The sequence below is a fragment of the Mycobacterium sp. ENV421 genome (assembly GCF_002887815.1).
Taxonomy (GTDB): Bacteria; Actinomycetota; Actinomycetes; order Mycobacteriales; family Mycobacteriaceae; genus Mycobacterium.
Window position 1 is genome coordinate 251,704 of sequence record NZ_PDHO01000004.1, and the last position, 17,875, is coordinate 269,578.

17 protein-coding genes are annotated in these 17,875 nt (G+C 67.7%); 6 read left to right on the plus strand and 11 right to left on the minus strand.

From position 1 onward, the window contains the following. Window positions 1-8 precede the first annotated feature (8 nt). From CRM90_RS07550 to CRM90_RS07560, 3 genes are all read left to right on the plus strand, one after another. Window positions 9-890, plus strand: coding sequence for an LLM class F420-dependent oxidoreductase (locus tag CRM90_RS07550; protein ID WP_102806363.1), 882 nt, complete (start codon window positions 9-11; stop codon window positions 888-890). Next, a complete protein-coding gene (locus CRM90_RS07555; protein WP_102806364.1) occupies window positions 887-1,342 on the plus strand; it encodes a nuclear transport factor 2 family protein in 456 nt (151 codons plus the stop codon). Before CRM90_RS07550 ends, CRM90_RS07555 begins: the two co-directional genes overlap by 4 nt. 171 nt (window positions 1,343-1,513) lie before the next feature. After that, window positions 1,514-2,260, plus strand: coding sequence for a glycoside hydrolase family 25 domain-containing protein (locus tag CRM90_RS07560; RefSeq protein ID WP_142391338.1), 747 nt, complete (start codon window positions 1,514-1,516; stop codon window positions 2,258-2,260). A gap of 75 nt (window positions 2,261-2,335) precedes the next feature. Here CRM90_RS07560 and CRM90_RS07565 read toward each other — a convergent pair whose 3' ends face one another. From CRM90_RS07565 to CRM90_RS07615, 11 genes are read right to left on the minus strand one after another with little or no spacing between them, the layout of a single operon-like run. After that, window positions 2,336-3,373, minus strand: a complete 1,038-nt coding sequence (locus tag CRM90_RS07565) for an isopenicillin N synthase family dioxygenase (protein ID WP_102806366.1) — start codon at window positions 3,371-3,373, stop codon at window positions 2,336-2,338. Next, entirely contained in the window at window positions 3,370-3,954 is a 585-nt protein-coding gene (locus CRM90_RS07570) for a hypothetical protein (protein WP_233209207.1), read from the minus strand. Before CRM90_RS07570 ends, CRM90_RS07565 begins: the two co-directional genes overlap by 4 nt. Next, entirely contained in the window at window positions 3,951-4,961 is a 1,011-nt protein-coding gene (locus CRM90_RS07575) for an allantoicase (protein ID WP_102806368.1), read from the minus strand. Before CRM90_RS07575 ends, CRM90_RS07570 begins: the two co-directional genes overlap by 4 nt. Further along, a complete protein-coding gene (locus tag CRM90_RS07580; protein WP_102806369.1) occupies window positions 4,958-5,704 on the minus strand; it encodes an aspartate/glutamate racemase family protein in 747 nt (248 codons plus the stop codon). The genes CRM90_RS07575 and CRM90_RS07580 overlap by 4 nt, the downstream gene beginning before the upstream one ends. Continuing rightward, window positions 5,701-7,047 carry an allantoinase AllB gene (allB, locus tag CRM90_RS07585; protein ID WP_102806370.1) on the minus strand — a complete coding sequence of 449 codons (1,347 nt, stop codon included), beginning with the start codon at window positions 7,045-7,047 and terminating at the stop codon, window positions 5,701-5,703. The genes CRM90_RS07580 and allB overlap by 4 nt, the downstream gene beginning before the upstream one ends. Further along, window positions 7,044-7,877 carry an N-acyl homoserine lactonase family protein gene (locus CRM90_RS07590; protein ID WP_102806371.1) on the minus strand — a complete coding sequence of 278 codons (834 nt, stop codon included), beginning with the start codon at window positions 7,875-7,877 and terminating at the stop codon, window positions 7,044-7,046. The genes allB and CRM90_RS07590 overlap by 4 nt, the downstream gene beginning before the upstream one ends. Window positions 7,878-7,882: 5 nt before the next feature. Then, window positions 7,883-9,463, minus strand: a complete 1,581-nt coding sequence (locus CRM90_RS07595) for an ABC transporter substrate-binding protein (RefSeq protein ID WP_102806372.1) — start codon at window positions 9,461-9,463, stop codon at window positions 7,883-7,885. Further along, on the minus strand, window positions 9,460-10,101 hold the full coding sequence (locus tag CRM90_RS07600; RefSeq protein WP_102806373.1) for a cysteine hydrolase family protein: 642 nt from the start codon (window positions 10,099-10,101) through the stop codon (window positions 9,460-9,462). Before CRM90_RS07600 ends, CRM90_RS07595 begins: the two co-directional genes overlap by 4 nt. Continuing rightward, a complete protein-coding gene (locus CRM90_RS07605) occupies window positions 10,102-11,106 on the minus strand; it encodes an ABC transporter permease (protein ID WP_102806374.1) in 1,005 nt (334 codons plus the stop codon). A gap of 11 nt (window positions 11,107-11,117) precedes the next feature. Further along, complete coding sequence (locus CRM90_RS07610; protein ID WP_102806375.1) at window positions 11,118-11,987, minus strand: ABC transporter permease; 870 nt, start codon at window positions 11,985-11,987, stop codon at window positions 11,118-11,120. Beyond that, window positions 11,987-13,984, minus strand: a complete 1,998-nt coding sequence (locus CRM90_RS07615; RefSeq protein ID WP_102806376.1) for a dipeptide ABC transporter ATP-binding protein — start codon at window positions 13,982-13,984, stop codon at window positions 11,987-11,989. Before CRM90_RS07615 ends, CRM90_RS07610 begins: the two co-directional genes overlap by 1 nt. A 219-nt stretch (window positions 13,985-14,203) precedes the next feature. Here CRM90_RS07615 and CRM90_RS07620 point away from each other — a divergent pair, with 219 nt between their 5' ends. From CRM90_RS07620 to CRM90_RS07630, 3 genes are read left to right on the plus strand one after another with little or no spacing between them, the layout of a single operon-like run. Further along, window positions 14,204-14,869 carry a TetR/AcrR family transcriptional regulator gene (locus tag CRM90_RS07620; RefSeq protein WP_102806377.1) on the plus strand — a complete coding sequence of 222 codons (666 nt, stop codon included), beginning with the start codon at window positions 14,204-14,206 and terminating at the stop codon, window positions 14,867-14,869. A 9-nt stretch (window positions 14,870-14,878) separates the two neighbouring features. Further along, the gene (locus CRM90_RS07625) at window positions 14,879-16,330 is read left to right on the plus strand and encodes a serine/threonine-protein kinase (RefSeq protein ID WP_102806378.1); all 1,452 of its coding nucleotides are present in this window, start codon (window positions 14,879-14,881) and stop codon (window positions 16,328-16,330) included. Window positions 16,331-16,340: 10 nt separating this feature from the next. Next, a complete protein-coding gene (locus CRM90_RS07630; RefSeq protein WP_102806379.1) occupies window positions 16,341-17,825 on the plus strand; it encodes a cryptochrome/photolyase family protein in 1,485 nt (494 codons plus the stop codon). Window positions 17,826-17,875: the final 50 nt, after the last annotated feature.

The window sequence follows — 17,875 nt, forward strand, 5'->3', positions numbered from 1 at the left end:
CTCACGACGTGAAGTTCGCCGTCGTCGCTCCCATTGCCGCGGGGGTCACCGCGGACCCCGTGTGGATGGCGGAGTTCGCCCGCCATCTCGAGGCGTGTGGCTTCGAGTCGATCATCATGGCCGAGCACACGGTGCTGATGACGCAGTACACCAGCGTGTATCCGTACGACCCGTCGGGCCGGGTCGAGGTGGCCCCGGAGTGCCCGGTGCCCGACCCGCTGGAGATGCTGGCGTTCCTGGCCGGCCAGACCACCACGTTGGGGTTGGCCACCGGAGTGCTGGTGGCGCCCAACCACCATCCGGTGATGCTGGCCAAGCGGGCCGCCACCGTCGACGTGCTGTCCGGCGGACGGCTGCGACTATGCGTCGGGGTCGGTTGGTTACGGGAGGAGATCGAAGCCTGCGGAGCGGGTTTCACCAGCCGGGGCCGTCGCGCGGACGAGCAGATCGAGGTGCTGCGGGCGTTGTGGGCCGACAATCCCGGCGGTGTGAGCCATCACGGCGAGTTCTACGACTTCGACCATGCGATGTCCTACCCGAAACCGGTTGAAGCCGAGGGTATTCCGATTCATATCGGTGGGCACAGCCGGATGGCGGCACGGCGGGCCGGGCGTCTCGGTGACGGTTTCCAGCCACTCGGGGTCGGCGGCGCCGAGCTTGCGACGCTCATCGAGGTGATGCGACTGGCCGCCGAGGACGCCGGACGTGACCCCGCCTCCCTCGAGCTGTCGCTGGGCCATCTGGTGACCAAGGTCGACGCCGACCGGGCCGGGCGGTTGGCCGAGGTCGGAGCCGGGCGGCTGGTGCTCGGGATGCCTGCTGTCAGCGAGATAGACGAGGCCAAGGACCTCCTGTCGGCCTGCGCGCAGCGCCTGGGATTGCGGCCGTGAGTCTTTCGGTCGCCGACCGTTCCGACCTGTCGTACGTGGTGCATCGCTACGCGGCTGCGGTCGACGACCGGGATGTCGAGACCGTGATCGGATTATTCGCGGCTGACGGCGAATTGGTGCTGCCGGATCCACCGGAGGTGCTGACCCCGGCGCGGTCGCACCGTGGCCGGGACGCCCTTCGCGACGCACTCGCAGCGGCGACCAGCGTCGGGCGAACGCATCACAGCATCGACTCCGAGGTGTATGCCGCAGGACCGAATCCCGCTGTCGCACAAGGTCGCGTCGCGGCGACGGCACACCACTTCAGCCGCCGCGCGGAAGGTTTCACCGATCTGGTGTGGTACCTGCACTACGACGACGAGTACCACCGCGCCGAGCCAGGTTGGGTGCTGACCCGCCGTGCCCTGACCATCGACGCGATCGAGACACGGCCCGTCCGGCGAGTGCGCTGAGGGTTCAGCGTGGCGGGAGTGTCCGATCGCCTACGGTTACCTCGCTGGGAACAGCGGGTGACAGTCCTGTGGGCGGCGTGCCTATTTCCGGTCACTCGACGCGGATCGCGTAGCCTAGCAACATGGCTGACGTTTGTCTCGGCAACCACTTAAAGCGGATCAAAGGGTCCCATGCCCGCACTGAGTAGGCGCCAATTTTTCTCAACAGGGCTAGCCACGGCTACTCTGTGCGTTCCGGGCGCTGCACTGTTTCCGTCCGGCAAAGCTTCTGCAGAGGCCGATTCCTCCGCAGGAAAGCCTGTCTTGATCAAAGGCATCGATACCGCCAAACGAGTCGACGCCGCCTGGTTTGCGGCCGCGTACAACGACGGCTTTCGCCTGTACGTCGCCAGCACCACGACGGTCGATCATTGGCCTCCCGGGCAGCGGACACCGTGGGAAGCCGCACCTGAGCAAATGAAGATGGCGCTGGACGCGGGGTTCATGATCGCGGCATATTCCCGCGATCCCGCGCTCTGGCAGGTCGGCATTGACGCGGCCGCGCCCTACGTCGACCAACTTCAGTTCTTCGCGTTCGACATCGAAGACAGCGGCTCGCAACTTACCAGGGCCATGGTCGACGGCGTTGCCTCTACCGGTGTCCGTCCCGTCGTGTACACCTTCCGCAAGCGCTGGCGTCAAATCATGGGTGGCGACGTCACCGAGTTCGCGGACTTGCCGTTGTGGGAGGCCGGTCCGATCGCCGGCTGGACGCCGGATCGACCCGCCGACCTCGCGAAGCCCACGCCCATCCCGTTCGGTGGGTGGAACACTCCAGACAATCCGAGAATTGGTGTCCAGCAGGGGCAGAATGTCATCCTGCACGGGGTCAAACTCGATACCAACACTTTCAACGCGTCATTCTTCTCGCCGCGCTGAGGGCAGCCCGTCGAGCGTGGGCGTTGTCGGTGGAGCGCCGCGGTTCGTCGACGATAGGCCGCACGCTCGGCGCACTCAGGTGCGGGACTGCAGTGCCTGCTGGCCGAAGGTACCGGTCGCCAGCGAACCGTCCGGCAGCACCAAATCGCCGCTGTCGAGCCGGGAGCGCAGGTAGGCGAACGTCTGCGCGGTTTGGGCGAACAGGTGCTCGCCGGCCACCAACGCCGGTCGCGACTGGTCGTCGGCGGTGACGAACTGCGGCAGCGGTTGCACCACGGTGTGGTAGTCGACGTTGAAGAACAGCGGGAACGAGTACCGCTCCTGCTTGACCTTGCGCACCCGATGCGACGTGGCCACGAAGGCGCCGTTGGTCCACAGTTCGAGCATGTCGCCGACGTTCACCACGAACGTCCCGGGAATCGGTGGCACATCGATCCATTCCCCGGCGCCGTTGAGGACTTCGAGCCCGGGGGCCGTTGGCTTGAGCAGCGTGAAGCACTCGTAGTCGGTGTGCGCCCCGATGCCCTGGGCGTCCTCGGCATCCGGATTGTGCGGATAGTAGATCAGCCGCAACTGGCTCGGCGTCTTGGTGGCGTGCCGGGTGAAGGTGTCCGGATCCTCCCCGAGCGCAATGGCGAAGGCGGCCAACAGATCCTGTCCGACGCTCAGCACCGCCTGGTAGTACTCGGTGACCGTTTCGGCGAAGCCGGGAAGATCGGGCCACACGTTGGGTCCGAGCATCGGGTTTCCCGCCAGGTGGTCGGGGTCGTCGGCGGGCAGATCCAGTGCGGTGTCGAATGCTTCTTTGACATCCGGCTTGTCGCCGTAGAACCCTTCCTCACCCACCGGCACATAACCGCGATGACAGTTCGACAGCCCGATGTACGACTTCATCTTCTCCGTCACCGGCAGAGCGAAGAACTGCTTGGTGGCCTCCAGTAGCCGGTCGAAAAGCTCGTCGCTGACCGGGGTCCCGGAGATGTAGAAGAATCCGACGTCGCGTGCCGCTGCGCCGAGTTCGGCCGCGACGCGCTCACGGTCGGCAGCGTCGGCGGACCGCAACCCGCTGATGTCGATGATGGGTACCGATTGAAATGATGTCGCCCCACTCACAGTGTCACGCTTCCTTCGCTTTCTTTGATGTCCCAGGTGATGTCGTCGTCGACTCGTAGCTGTCCTGTCTCGATCCGAGGACGCAGCTGCGCCCCGACTCGGTGTGAATCGCTGGATTCCTCGATCTGCCAATCGGTTCCGCTGACGGTCCCGAGCGAGACCTCCTGCGGGCCGGCCCAGCCGAACCGGTCCCCCACCCGCACCAGCACCCCGGTCGTTCCCGGCGCCGAGAGCACGAGTCCCCAGCAGGGTTGTGTCGTGCCGGCTTCGCGCTGCCAGTGCTCGGTGTAGTCGGCGTGTATGCCGATCTCCACGAGGGTGCCACCGGCCCAGCTCATCCGCCCCGCATCGGGCAGGCCGGGTGGCTGCAGGTCGACCAGGCGGGCCCATTCGAAGACGTCGTCGCGCTGGCTGAGCAGGCCCGCGAAACCCTCACCCGGTCCACGCAGATCGACGAACATGGAGATACCTTGCAGCCATTGCACATTCGTTCCGGTGTCGCGGGAACCGTCGGCCTCCACCAGCAGCGTCCGTCGCCAGAGCCCGGTGCAGTCGGCAATCACCGGGGTCGCGAGGGTCACAGGGACGCGTCCCATCTCGATCGCAACTCCGCGAATCCGGATTCGGTGGGCCGGCCCAGCGCCCGGACCCGGGCGATGCCGCCGTCGGGATAGGCCTGCACTCGAATGGCGGTGATCGCCGGCGCATCGACCACGAAGACCTGTCGCGCGTCGGCGACCAGGTGCGTGCGGGGCAGCACCACCTCGTCGAACGGCAGGGCCCACCATGGTCGTCGCGCATCGGGCCGGTCCCGGGTACCGAGCACGGACACCTCGCGGGAGGCGTTGAACACGAAGTAGGACGTGTCGATTTCGATGCGGGTCAGATCGCTGGGTGTCAGAAACGAGATCGTCACCGCGTCGTGGGTGTCGGGCCCGATGTCACGCCTGCGCCGGGCTTCCCAGCCCGACCCCATGTTCTGCGGGCGGTCCGCGGCGATCAGCGCCCGCGCATCGGAGAAGAACGTGTCGCTGCAGTGCTCGACGCACCCTCCGTTCTCGGCACCGGACACTTCGACGGTCACCCCGGACCACAGCGCCGGATCGGGTACGGGGTCGCCGTAGGCCCGCAGCCTGGCCACCCCGCCGTCGGAGGCGATCACCAACTTGAGGTGGGTGTAGCGGCGCGGGTCGTCGACGGCGATGGGGTTGTGCGCGTCGGCTTTCAGAGCCGTCAGCGGCGACAGCAACCGCCAGTCCACCCGTGCATCGCATGGGTCGGTGCCGGCCGCCGGCGTGGCTGCATACAGCGTGCAGCCGGTCGGATGGTTGCCGGTGAAGAATCGGGTGTCGACGTCGATGGTGTGCAGCCGGCCAGGCACTCCGAGCCGGATGATAGCCCAGTCCGGCGCGGGCGCATGCCTGCGGGTCTCCCAGCCGTCGACCACTTCGCCGCGCAAGTCGAATGTGCCTGGGACGAAGTCGGGTTCGGCCGCGTCGATCAGCCGCTCTTTGACGCCGAACGACTCGTCGCTGGCCGCCACGACGCTGCCGCCGACCGTGCGGCACGCCAAGTCCAGTCCGGTCATGTGTGTAACCCCTGCGATAGTGGCCAATGCGTGCGTGCGTTGTCCGGTCCGGCGGCATATACGCCGGCCTTGCTGGTGGACAGGTTCAGACCGACCAGCATCTGTGCCAGACCCACCGCCGCGGCCACCCCGTCGACGGCGGGCACTCCGAGTGTGTCGGTGATCGCGGCGGTCACACCGGACATTCCCGCGCAGCCGAGGCAGATCACGTCGGCGCCGTCCAGCGTCACCGCGCGTTCGGCTTCGGCGACGATGGCGGCAACCGCGCCGGCTGGGTCGGCGTCGACCTCGGCGGTCCCGAGGCCGCACGCCCGTATGGATGCACAGTGGGCAGCCAACCCGGCCAACAGCAGACGGTCCTCGATCGGAGCGATGGAGCGGGCCAGCGTGGTGACCACCGAGAACCGCCTGCCGATCAGATGCGCGACGTGGGCGGCTGATTCGGCGATGTCGAGTACGGGGACGTCGAGCATCTCCTGCAGCGCGTCTTTGCCGTGTTCACCGAAGCCGGCCAGCACCACGGCATCGGCGTCGAACGTTCCGGCGGCGAGCTGGGTGGCGACGACGTCCATCACCCCGACGGCGGAGAGGTAGCTCTCCGCGGCGGAGTCGATCGCGACGGACCCGAAAGCTGATTGCCCGGTGACAATTTCGGTCCCGGGTGCGGCCGCCGCCCGGGCCGCGGCATCGATCTCCGCCGTCATCGTGTCCGAGGTGTTGGGGTTGAGCACCAGAATTTTCATGCCGGTTCCCGCAGTCCGGCGACCAGCAGGTCGCCGTGGCTATCGTGGCCGGCCACCCGTCCGGCCCGCCACATCTGGCGGATCGCACCGGTCAGCACGCTGCCCTCGTACGGGGTCACCGGATGACGATGCCGCAGCTCGGCACCCCGCACCACCCATGAGGCGTCGGGGTCGAACACGCAGAAATCGGCGCGCTTACCTTCGGCGATCAGTCCCCGGTCGGTCAGCCCGGCCAGGCCGGCGGGCGCCTGCGCCATCCACCGGCACACCTCGCGCACGTCGAATCCGAGCCGGCGGGCCTGAGTCCACAGCGCGGGCAGTGCGATCTGCAACGAACTGATCCCGCCGAAGGCTCGGCCGAAGTCTCCGCCGGTGAGGTCTTTGTGGCGCGGGGCGCACGGCGAGTGGTCGGAGACCACCATGTCCAGCGTTCCGTCGGCCAGCGCAGCCCACAGCAGGTCGCGGTTGTCCCCGCCGCGGATGGGCGGGCAGGCCGCGAACACCGTCGCCCCCTCGGGAATGGCCTCGGCGGCGAAAGTCAGGTAGTGCGGGCATGTTTCGGCAGTCACCGGAAGACCTGCCGCTTTGGCCTCGGCGAGCATCGGCAGCACCTCGGCGCTCGAGACGTGCACGATGTGAGCTCGGGCACCGGTCTCGGCGACGGCGTCGAGCACGATGCGCACCGCGTCCCGCTCCGCCGCGTCGGGCCGCGACCGCAGAAATTCGCCGTAGGACCGTCCCGCCGGGGCGGGGCAATCGGTCAGCACCCGCTCACTCTCGGCATGTACCAGCAGTACCGAATCCAGTTCGGCCACAACGGCCATCGCGGCGCGAAGCTGGTCGGGGTCCAGCGGCGGAAAGTCGGCGTTGCCCGACTCGGACAGAAAGCATTTGAAGCCGAGCACTCCCGCACCGGCCAGCTCACCGAACGACTCGAGGTTGTCCGGCACGATGCCGCCCCAGAAACCGGTGTCGACGTGGCATGCGCCGCGCGCCGCGGAACGTTTGACCTCCAGCGCCGGCACCGTGGTCGTCACCGGGTCACAGTCCAGCGGCATGTCCACGACCGTGGTGATGCCACCGGCCAACGCCGCGGCCGTCGCGGAGTCGAAGCCCTCCCAGTCGGTGCCCGGGTCGTCGATGTGCACATGAGTGTCGACCAGACCGGGCAGCAACACCACGTCGGGGCCGAGCACCGTCTCGCCGGCGCCGCCGAGGTGACTGTCGACCTCGCCGATTACCCGGATCATGCCGTCCGCCAACCCGATCGCGGCGGGCCGGACCTCGCCGTCGATCACCGCGCGCGGTGCGCGAATGACGTGTTCGACGGCGGCCGTGGTCACGGCGGCGGCACCGGGCCGAACCGGTCCGCGAAGCGCTGGGTCAGCTCCGGCCAGACATGGGGGTCGTGGCCGGGCACCAGCTCGTATCCCTTGTCGGTGGCCAGCCGCTTCAGCTTGCGGATCGGCTCGACCGTGTCGGCCGGATCGACGTCGATGAACCCGCCGATCGGCAACTCGTGCTCGATGTTCTCGGTGAGGTCGGCGGCGTCGAACGCGAATACGAACCCGCCGCCGCCCACCGCCTCATCGAGCTCGACGACGAAGCTCTGATGCCCCGGTGTGTGCCCGTAGGTGGGCACCGCGGTGATACCGGGCGCGATCTCGGCTTCACCGTCGGCGAGTACCCAGTCGATGCGGGGATCGTCGAAGTCGATGCGGTTGATCGCGTTGTGTTCGGGCTCGGGATGGTTCGAGAGCCCGTACTCCAGCTCGCGGCGCTGCGCGTGCACCGGGACCTTGCCGGCGAACAGCTTCACGCCGCCCGCGTGGTCGTGGTGCAGGTGCGACAGCGCCACGAGGTGGATGTCGTCGACGTCGATGCCGATGTCGTGCAACGACTCCTCGATCGGCTCACCGGGTCCTGGGAGTACCGGGATGTACTCGACGGTCGGGAAGAACCGCCGGTACAACGCCGGATCGCGGATCAGTGCGGTGTTGAACCCGGTGTCGAGCAACACCCAGCCGCCGTCGGTTTGCAGAAGCACCCCGGGAACCGGCTCACGCATCCGCAGCTCCGGTGGCGCCCCGTAGACCGACACCGACTTGGGTAGCTCCTCCCAACCGAGGGTCAGCAGGACAATCCGGCGAACTTTCCCGTCTCCCAGGACCATTCGGCTCAGCCCACCGACAGCGCGGCCAACCGCAGCGAGTTCGGGTCGGTCACCACATGTGCCTGCTCAACGCCCTTCAGCCACGGCTGGGCCACCATGAAGTCGTTGACATCAGCGACATTCAGCCAGCAACCCGTCTTGACCGCTTCCTCGCCAGCCGTGGAGAAGTCCGCGTCCGATCCGGTGGGCAGACCCTTGGCCAACGCCTCGGTGATGGGCGGCGCCGAGCATCCGAAGAAGTTCAGTCCACCGTCGGCATCCCACGAGATGTGGCCCCAGGTGTAGGGCGAGGGCGCGTCCGGCCACCCGAGGTAGGTCATGATCTCCGGAGCCGACTGCCCGTCGCCGCCGACCCATCCGTAGATCTCCGACGTCGGGTAGGCCTGGACCTTGGCGTTGAGTCCGGCTGCGGCCAATTGGGTCTGGACCAGGTTGCTGATCAACTGGTTATCGGGGTTCGACGAGTCGTAGCCGATGGTGACGGACTTCTGGTCGGCAGGCAGACCCGCCGCGAGCTGAGTCAGCACGGACGGGTCGTGCGTCACCGACTGCTTACCGAACTCGGCGGCCATCACGTTGGGCGGGTAGATCTGTTCGGCCTTCTTGCCGCGGCCGAAGTAGGTCTGCTTGACCAGTTCGTCTACGTCGATGGCCTGCATGACGGCGTTGCGGTTCTTGGCGTCGGTCATCATCCCCTTCTTGGGATTGATGTAGACGAAGTTCGACATCATGGTCGGCAGCGAATAGTTCGCGAACGACTTGTTGTCCAGGTAGGACTGCACCGCGGAGGACGGCAGGTCGTGCAGGATCGCGGCGAGCTGACCGTTGTTGAACTGCAGCTGTTGCGCCGAGACGTCGGTGATCACCGGCAGCTCGACCTTCTCGAAGTACGGCTTGGCGCCCCAGTAGTCGCCGAAGGCGGTCAACTGGTACTTCGAACCAACCTCGGCGTCGGTCAGCGTGTACGGACCGGTGCCCAGGTCGTGGGTGGTCAGATAACCCTGCGCGTGGTCGCTGCCCGCGTTCTTCTGCAGCCCGTCCGGGCTCATCATCCGCGGACCATAGGGACACGCGAGGTAGTCCAGGAACGCCGAGTTCGGCGCCTTCAGCGTGACGGTGACGTCGTAATCGCCCTGGGTGGTGACCGATTCGACGTCGGAGACCATGTATGCGGGCCCCTGATTCACCGCCGCGCGCCGGTCGAAGGACGCCTTGACAGCCGCGGAGGTGAACGGCGTGCCGTCGTGGAACTTGACCCCCTGGCGCAGCTTGAAGTTGAACACCTTGTTGTCCGGCGATGCCGTCCACTCGGTGGCCAGCAGCGGCTGGAGTCCAGGCTTGTCGGTGCCGGCCTTGTACTCCAGCAGACCCTCATAGGTGTTGGTGGTCAACAGCAGACCCTGGCCGGCGTAGTAGATGTCGGGGTCCGGCGGCTGGCCCGGATCCTGCAGGAATGACAGCTTCAACACCTTGTCGGTCGGAGCCGCGTTCGGGGTGCTGCTGCCACCGGAATTCGAACCGCCGCAGGCGGTCAACGCCAGGGCTGCGGTCGCGCCGATCGCAAGCAGCGTGGTGATTTTCTTCATCGGGCGGCTCCTTCGAGTACCGGGGTGGTGAGGGAAGCAAAGGCGTCGAGGATCTCCTCAGTGGTCCGCGTCGCGCCGGTTTGCAGGTATTCCATGGCATCCAGTGCGGCATCGTGCCGGTAGACCGAGGAACCGCCGACACAGTCGGACACCACCCGCACGTGGAAGTCACGCTGATGGGCGTCGGCGAAGGTGTAGTGCACGCACACGTCGGTCAGGCCGCCGATCAGGATCAGCGTGTCGGCCTTCAAACCGGACAGCACGATCTCGAATTCGGTTCCGATGAAACCGGAGTAGCGCCGCTTGACGATGTGGAATTCGTGATTGGGGCCGGTGAAGTCGGGTAACAGCTCGGGATGCAGTGGGGTGCCGGGCCTGCCGTCGATGCAGTGCGGTCCTTCGACACCGTCGAGTTCACGGCCGAAGTCGATGCCGTTGGCGCGGTGCACTTCCTGGAAGAACACGATCGGGATGGTCGCGGCGCGCGCGGCGGCGATCAGTTGCCGCGCCCGGGCGATTCGGTCGGCGTAGCCGGCCATGTGCGGGATGCCCACCTCCTCGACGGGCATGTCGCCACTTTCTTGCATGTCGACGACGACCAAGACCGGATTGCCCACTATCAGTGGCTGTTTCGGCACCTATCCTCCTGTAACTGCGATGCGGGGGTCTGCGGCGGCCTGGAGAAGATCCACGACCGTGTTGATGAAGACGTAGAGGGCGCCGAGCATCAGCGTGACGCCGGCAATCGCCGGGAAGTCGGCCACCGGGATGCTCTGGGCGATGTACTGGCCGATGCCCGGCCAGCCGAAGACCTGCTCGACGACCAGCACGCCGGCGAACATCAGGCCGACCTGCAGTCCGGTCATCGACAACGCCGAACCGACGCAGTTGCGCAGTACGTGACCGGCCACTATTCGGCTCTCCGACAATCCTTTTGCGCGTGCGGTTCGCACGTAGTCGCTGTCCATGTCGGTGAGCAGACTGGATCGCAGCACCCGGCCGATGGCGACTGCCGGGCCCAACGCCAGCACCAGGGCCGGCAGGATCAGGTGGTGCAGGGCGTCGGCGACGACGTCGAAACGTCCGCTGAGCAGTCCATCGACGGTCAGCAGTCCGGTGGGGCCGGTCGGCGGGTTGCTGATGCCGATGCGGCCGTTGGCGGGAACCCAGCCGAGCTTCTGGTAGAAGACGATCAGCCCCAGGATGCCGAGCAGGAACATCGGCGCCGAGGACCCGGTGAACAGGATCGCCCGCAGCACAGCCGATCCCCGCCACTTCAGCGTGGTGCTGAAGGCCAGCAGCACGGCCAGTGCCAGCGCGATACCGATACCGTAGAGGGCGAGTTCCAGGGTGGCCGGGAAGAAGCTGCCGAGATCGGACGCGACGGCGTGCCGGGTCCGGTAGGACGTGCCGAGGTCGCCCTGGACCGCCCCGGTGAGGTAGTGCCAGAACTGGGTGACGATCGGGTCGTTGAGGCCCAGCGCTTCTCGGCGCGCGGCCACCGCTGAGGCGGACGCCTGTGCGCCCATCTGAGCTTTGACCGGATCCAGGGGCGAAATATGTTGCAGGACAAACATCACGGCGGTCAGTGCGACCAGGATCACCAGCGTCGCGGCCAGTCGGGAGGCGATGAACGCTTTCACCTGTGGGCCTCCTAGCTCGTCTTCATCAGGTTGCGCAGGCTGTCACCGGCGACATTGCCGATCACTGCCAGGACAAGGACGCCCAGGCCGGGCATCACCGGGACCCACCACTGCTGCAGGAAGTAGCTCAGGTTGCGGGCCGCGTCGGCGCCCAGTTCCGGGGCGGGAGCCGATTGCCCGAGACCCAGGAACGACAACGCCGCCAGCGTGAGGATCAACGTGCCGAGGTCGAGGCTGGCGGCCACCAGCGCATTGGGCACCGCGCCGGGCAGCAGGTGGCGCATGGCGACCCGGACGGGCCCGACGCCGGCCAGCCGGGCGGCCTCGACGTGGGGGCGGGCCGCCAACCGCGCGACCTCGCCGCGAACCAGCCTGGCGTAGAACGGCCACCACACGATCGACACCGCGATCAGGGTGTGCACGAAGCCGGGTCCCAGTGCGGCGACGACGGCGATGGCCAGCACCGGCGCCGGCAGCGACAGGAACCCGTCGGTGATCCGCATCAAGGTCGCGTCCAGCCAGCCGCCGGTCGCGCCGGCGATGAGCCCGATGAGGCCTCCGATGAGCAGCCCGACGCCGACCACCACCAGGGCTGCGAACCAGCTCGACCGGATGCCGAACAGCACGCGGCTCAAGATGTCCCGCCCGACGCTGTCGGTGCCGAGCAGGAATCCGTTCTTGCCGGGCGCCTGCAGCGGCATGCCGACGGGCACCAGCGGGTCGTGCGGGGCCAGCAGCGGGACGGCGACGGCGATCACGGTCACCAGCAGCAGCAAGGACACTCCGAGCCAATTGACGATCACCGCACGGTCTTTCGGTAACGCCGCCATCCGCTTCTCGCGGCTGCGCAGCAGTGCCGGGGCGGGGACTGCGATGGCCATCAGCGCGCCTTCCGTTCGATACAGGCGACCTGGTGCGGGCTGCCGGGGGTGCCTTCCAGGCGGACGTCGAGTTCGATGTCGCTGCAGGTGTCGATCGCGATCGGGCATCGCGGGTGGAAGGCACAGCCGGTCGGCGGTGACAGCGGGCTGGCGGGTTCGCCGGCCAGCACCCGGCAGTCGCGGCCCAGGTCGGGGATCGCGTCGACCAGCGCCTGGGTGTACGGATGCGTCGGGCGTCCGATCACGTCTTCGGCGGGGCCGATCTCGACGATGCGACCCAGGTACATGACCGCGATCCGGTCGGCCACCACCCGCGCCACCGACAGGTCGTGGGTCACGAACACCACCGACATGTCCAGGCTGCGGCGCAGCCCGCCGATCAGATTGAGCACCGAGGCCGCCAGCGACACGTCCAGCGCGCTCGTGGGCTCGTCACACAGCAGCACCTGCGGCGGGATCACGGTGGCCCGAGCCAGCGAAACCCGTTGCCGCTGACCGCCGGACAACTGCGCGGCCCTCGACTTGACCACATCCTGCGGAAGGCCCACCCGCTCCAGCACTTCCGCGACAGCGTCCTTGCGCTCGCTGCGCGACATCGAGGTGCCGCGCAGCCGTTCACCGATCAGTTCGCCGACGGACAACCACGGTGTCAGCGAGGCACCGGCGTCTTGGAAGACCATCTGCGGGCGGGTGTCGCCGGCCAGTTCGACCTCGCCGGTGGTCGGCTTCTCCAGCCCGGCGATGATGCGCAGCAACGTCGACTTCCCGGAGCCGCTCTCGCCCACCAGGGCCACTGATTCGCCGTGCGCGACGGTCAGCGACACTCCGCGCAGCGCCTGCAGTTTGCCTCCGGATGCCCCGGAGCGATCCAGCCGGCGGCGGCGCACGGTGAACGTCTTGGTGACGGTGCGGGCATCGACGGCGGGCGGTTGATCAGCCGCAATCTCGACCCGCTCGGCGAAGGCTTCGGCCTCGGCGGCGACGATCCCGGCCAGCTCGGTGCGCATCTGGGCCGGCTCGATGATGCATGCGCTCACCCGGTTCTCGGCGCACGCCACCGGATCCGGTGGTGTGGCGGAGCATTCGGTGCGGGCCAGCGCACACCGCGGCACGAACGCGCAACCGGGCAGCGGTGCGGTCGGACTGGGCACCTGGCCGGCCATCGCCGCCAGCGGCCGGTCCCGCGCCGTGTCCAGGGTCAGCCGCGATTGCAACAGCCCGTGGGTGTAGGGATGCGCGGGGGTGGCGAGAACGTCGGCGGTCGGGCCTATTTCGGCGATCCGCCCGGCATACAGCACGGCGATGCGGTCGGCGATCTGCGCGGCGACGCCGAGGTCGTGGGTGATCAGCACAATGCTGCAGCCGATCTCGGCGCGCAGGCGCTGCAGCAGCGCCAGCACCTGTGCCTGCACCGTGACGTCGAGTGCGGTGGTCGGTTCGTCGGCGATGATCAGCTCGGGATCACCGGCCACCGCGATCGCGATCATCACCCGCTGGCGCAACCCGCCGGAGAGTTCGTGCGGATAGGCTCGCATCCGTCGTTCGGGATCTGGAATACCAACGGCAGTCAGCAGTTTCAGTGCTTCTGCGCTGCTGCCTGCTACTTCTTCGACTTGTTTGCCGATCCGCATCGTCGGGTTCAGCGACGTCATCGGGTCCTGGAACACCGCGCCGAGGTCGAGTCGGCGGACCTTGCGCAGCTGCTTGGCGGCGCCGGTGAGCATGTCGGTGTCGCACACCTGGACACTGCCGCTGGTCTTGGCGGCGCCGAGCAGGCCGAGCATGCTGAAGCCCAGAACGCTTTTCCCGGAGCCGGATTCACCCACCAGGCCCACGATTTCGCCGGGTGCGATCTGGAGCGACACCCCGCGCAGCGCGTGCACGTCCTTGCCGTTGCGGCGGAACGTGACACAGAGATCATCCACCGCGGCGACCACGTCGCCCGGCGTCGTCGCCGGTGCATCGGGTCGCAGCGCGACACTTGCGGCGCTCGCCATGCAGAGTCTCCCGGAAGGTCAGAGGGTCCACGAGGATGCGCTCACCGGTGAGCCATCAGCCTGTCGATTGACAGTTTTACGGGCCTCTGGTCGCGGTGGGTGTCGCTGGCGTAACCAAACCAAGACGGCGCGTAACCGATAGGTATCCCGCGTTTCTGTCATGTGACAGAAAATCCCTGGGTCTGTCTTTTCGCAGGTGATGTAGGTCAACATCGGACCATGGACACAACGCGGGCGGGCCGTCCGCGCTTGACCGAACGGCGCAGACCCGGCACGACCGCCCGGGACGAGATCCTCGACGCCGCGGCGGAGCTGTTCACCAGCCGCGGCTACGCCAGCACCTCGACCCGGGCCATCGCCGAGGCGGTCGGCATCCGGCAGGCCTCGCTGTACCACTACTTCAAGACCAAGGACGAGCTGCTGTCGGCGCTGCTGCACCAGACTGTGACACCGACCCTGACGTTCTTGTCCGGACTGGAGCAGGGCGGCGACCCCCGCTCGGCCGCGAGCACCCTGCACGCCCTGGCCGCCTTCGACGGTGCCCAGCTGCTGACAGCGCAGTGGAACCTGGGTGCCCTCTACCTGCTGCCCGAGCTCCGGGAGGCGCGGCTGGCCACGTTCTGGACCGAACGTGAGCGCCTGCGACAGGCCTACCTGGACCTCAGCCGCGCGGTTCTGGTCGCGACCGGCATCTCCGACGACGCGGCGGACCTTCCGTTCCGGTTGGTCGAGTCCTTGGTGAACATGTGGACACCGCCCCCGCATCCGGACCCCGGCACGCTGGCCGGCCACGTTGCCGACGCGTGCCTTCGCGTCCTCGGTGTCACCGAGGACCAGCTTGCCGCGCTCAGCGCGTCCGAACCCGTCCGGGCAGGACATTTGTAGTATCAGGCCATGCCGCTGGCCGAAGGCGAGACATTCGCGGGCTATACGATCCTGCGATTGCTGGGTGCGGGCGGGATGGGTGAGGTCTACCTGGCCCAGCATCCCCGGCTCCCCCGCCGCGACGCCCTGAAGGTGTTACCGGCCTCGGTGAGTGGCGACGCCGAATACCGGGCGCGATTCGAACGGGAAGCGGATATCGCTGCCACGCTCTGGCACCCCCATATCGTCGGCGTCCATGACCGCGGCGAGACCGACGGCCAGCTGTGGATCGCCATGGATTTCGTCGACGGCAACGACGCCGGCGATTTGTTGAGGAACTTCCCCACCGGCCTGCCCCAGGCTGAGGTGCTCAAGATCGTCACCGCGGTCGCCGAGGCGCTGGACTACGCGCACCAACGCCACCTGCTGCACCGCGACGTCAAGCCCGCCAACATCCTGGTTTCCAAACAGGAATCCGGTGAGGAACGAATTCTGTTGGCGGACTTCGGAATTGCTCGGTGGGACGACGATGCCAGCGGGTTGACCCAGACCAACATGACGGTCGGCACGGTGTCCTATGCCGCGCCCGAACAACTGATGGGCCGCGACCTCGACGGACGGGCCGACCAGTATGCGCTGGCGGCCACTGCCTACCACCTACTCACCGGCACCCCGCCGTTTCCGCATTCCAATCCCGCGGTGGTGATCAGCCAGCATCTGTCGGCGTTGCCGCCGAGCCTGGCCGAGCACCGGCCGGAGCTGGCGAACCTGGACGCTGCGCTGCGCAAGGCGCTGTCCAAGGACCCTGCCGAGCGGTTCGACCGCTGCGTGGACTTCGTGCGGGCGCTGGCCCACCACATCACCACCCCGGTGTCCGGTGACGGCCTGATCGATGCCGATGGCACCCGGCTGACTCCGATCACCGATGCGGCGCCCATCGGGGAGCCGGCCCCGCAGTCTCACAGTCGGTGGCTGAAAATTCTGCTTCCCGTCCTCGCGGTGCTGCTGGTCGCCGGTGTCGCGATCGCCTTCATCGCCGGGCGCGACCGCGGGGAGGACGTTGCCGCCAAGGACCTCCGGACCGCCACGACGACGGCAACCACCCCGGCCGTCCCGCCACCACCACCGCCGGCCGCGACGACGACACCACAGACGGCGACGACGACACCACAGACGACCGACACCGTCACCGTCGAGCCGACCCCCACCGCGGTGATCGGCTCGGATTGCACCGAGCCGGGCGCCACCGGAACCACCGCCGACGGTGCGACCGCCTATTGCACGAAGTTGCAGTACACCAACCGCTACCTGTGGTCGGTGCATTCCGACGAGATCCCGAATCCGGTCCTCACGTCGGCGCCGACTTCCCCGGTGGCGGCCCCGCCGACCGAGACCGAGTCCCCGGTTCGTGTCTGCATGCAGGAAACCGGGCATACCAGACTGCGATGTGCCGAGGAGATTTTGCGCGGCAACGGCGGCTAGGACCGAACCGATGAGCGCTGACGACACCCCCCTGTGGCTGTTCGCCGATCAGCTCGGGCCGCAGTTCCACGGCGGCGAGCACGCGCACCGTCCGGTGTTCCTGGTCGAGGCGACCTCCGCGCTGCGCCGGCGCCGCTTTCACCGGCAGAAGCTGCACCTGGTGCTGTCCGGCGTGCGGCACGCCGCGGCCGACCTGGGTGAGCGCGCAACCGTGGTCCGCGCGGAAACCTACACCGAGGCGCTGCGCGATTACGGCACACCGGTGCTGGTGCACGAACCGACATCGTTCGCCGCCGATCGCTTCGTGCGGCGCCTTCAGCGCGACGGCATGATCGCCGAGGTGTTGCCCACCCCGGGATTTGCGTTGTCGCGAGCCGACTTTCGACAGTGGGCCGGGGATCGGCGCCGGTTCCGGATGGAGGACTTCTACCGCGAGCAGCGCCGGCGGTTCAGCGTGCTGATGGACGGTTCCGAGCCGGTCGGCGGGCGGTGGAACTTCGACGCCGAGAACCGCGAGTCCCCACCCAAGAACGGTGCATCGATCGGTGTCGACGCGCCTTACCGCCCGCCCGAAGACGACATCGACGACCGGGTGCGCCGCGACCTCGATGCGATGGATCTGCCCACCGTCGGCGTCGACGGGCCACGGCTGTTCGCGGTCACCCCGGCCGAGGCACGCCGGGCGCTGACGAGATTCATCGAACGTCGGCTGCCGCTGTTCGGCCGCTACGAGGACGCCATGATGGGCGGTGACTGGGCGATGTCACATTCGCTGCTGTCGGTGCCGCTGAACCTCGGCGTGCTGCACCCGCTGGACGCCGTGCACGCCGCCGAACAGGCCTACCGGGACGGCAACGCCCCACTGGCCGCCGCCGAGGGGTTCATCCGCCAGATTCTGGGGTGGCGGGAGTACATGTGGCACCTGTACTGGCACTTCGGCCCGGACTATCTGGACAACAACGCCCTGTCCGCCGAGACTCCGCTGCCGGCCTGGTGGACCGAACTCGATGCCGACTCGGTCACCGCCGAATGTCTGCGGCAGGCGCTCGGCGGGGTGCGGGATCGCGGGTGGGCGCACCACATCCAGCGGCTGATGGTGTTGGGCAGCCACGCGCTGCAGCGCGGTTACCAGCCGCGGGCCCTGACCGAATGGTTCGCCACCGCGTTCGTCGACGGTTTCGCCTGGGTGATGCCGACGAATGTGGTCGGGATGAGCCAGCACGCCGACGGGGGTCTGCTCGCCACCAAGCCGTACACCTCCGGTGGTGCCTACCTGAACAAGATGAGCGACCACTGCCGCTCGTGCAGCTTCGACCCGAAGGTCCGCATCGGACCGAATGCATGCCCCTTCACCTCGGGTTATTGGGCGTTCGTGCATCGTCACCAGGACCTGCTGGCCGGTAACAACCGCACCGCGCGCGCGGTGTCCTCGATGGCGCGGCTGGCCGACCTGGACGCCGTCGTCGAGCAGGAACGGCACCGGGAGACGTTCTAGTCGCATACCGGTGAAACGAATCCATGCCCTTGTGGCGATAGAGGTCGCAA

What these genes read in the sequence shown, in the direction of transcription:
- CRM90_RS07615 (WP_102806376.1), bottom strand. Translation starts at nt 13,984, where the DNA reads ATGGCGAGCGCCGCAAGTGTCGCGCTGCGACCCGATGCACCGGCGACG.
- CRM90_RS07575 (WP_102806368.1), bottom strand. Translation starts at nt 4,961, where the DNA reads ATGACCGGACTGGACTTGGCGTGCCGCACGGTCGGCGGCAGCGTCGTG.
- CRM90_RS07620 (WP_102806377.1), top strand. Translation starts at nt 14,204, where the DNA reads ATGGACACAACGCGGGCGGGCCGTCCGCGCTTGACCGAACGGCGCAGA.
- CRM90_RS07610 (WP_102806375.1), bottom strand. Translation starts at nt 11,987, where the DNA reads ATGGCCATCGCAGTCCCCGCCCCGGCACTGCTGCGCAGCCGCGAGAAG.
- CRM90_RS07630 (WP_102806379.1), top strand. Translation starts at nt 16,341, where the DNA reads ATGAGCGCTGACGACACCCCCCTGTGGCTGTTCGCCGATCAGCTCGGG.
- CRM90_RS07595 (WP_102806372.1), bottom strand. Translation starts at nt 9,463, where the DNA reads ATGAAGAAAATCACCACGCTGCTTGCGATCGGCGCGACCGCAGCCCTG.
- CRM90_RS07580 (WP_102806369.1), bottom strand. Translation starts at nt 5,704, where the DNA reads ATGAAAATTCTGGTGCTCAACCCCAACACCTCGGACACGATGACGGCG.
- CRM90_RS07625 (WP_102806378.1), top strand. Translation starts at nt 14,879, where the DNA reads ATGCCGCTGGCCGAAGGCGAGACATTCGCGGGCTATACGATCCTGCGA.
- CRM90_RS07590 (WP_102806371.1), bottom strand. Translation starts at nt 7,877, where the DNA reads ATGGTCCTGGGAGACGGGAAAGTTCGCCGGATTGTCCTGCTGACCCTC.
- CRM90_RS07560 (WP_142391338.1), top strand. Translation starts at nt 1,514, where the DNA reads ATGCCCGCACTGAGTAGGCGCCAATTTTTCTCAACAGGGCTAGCCACG.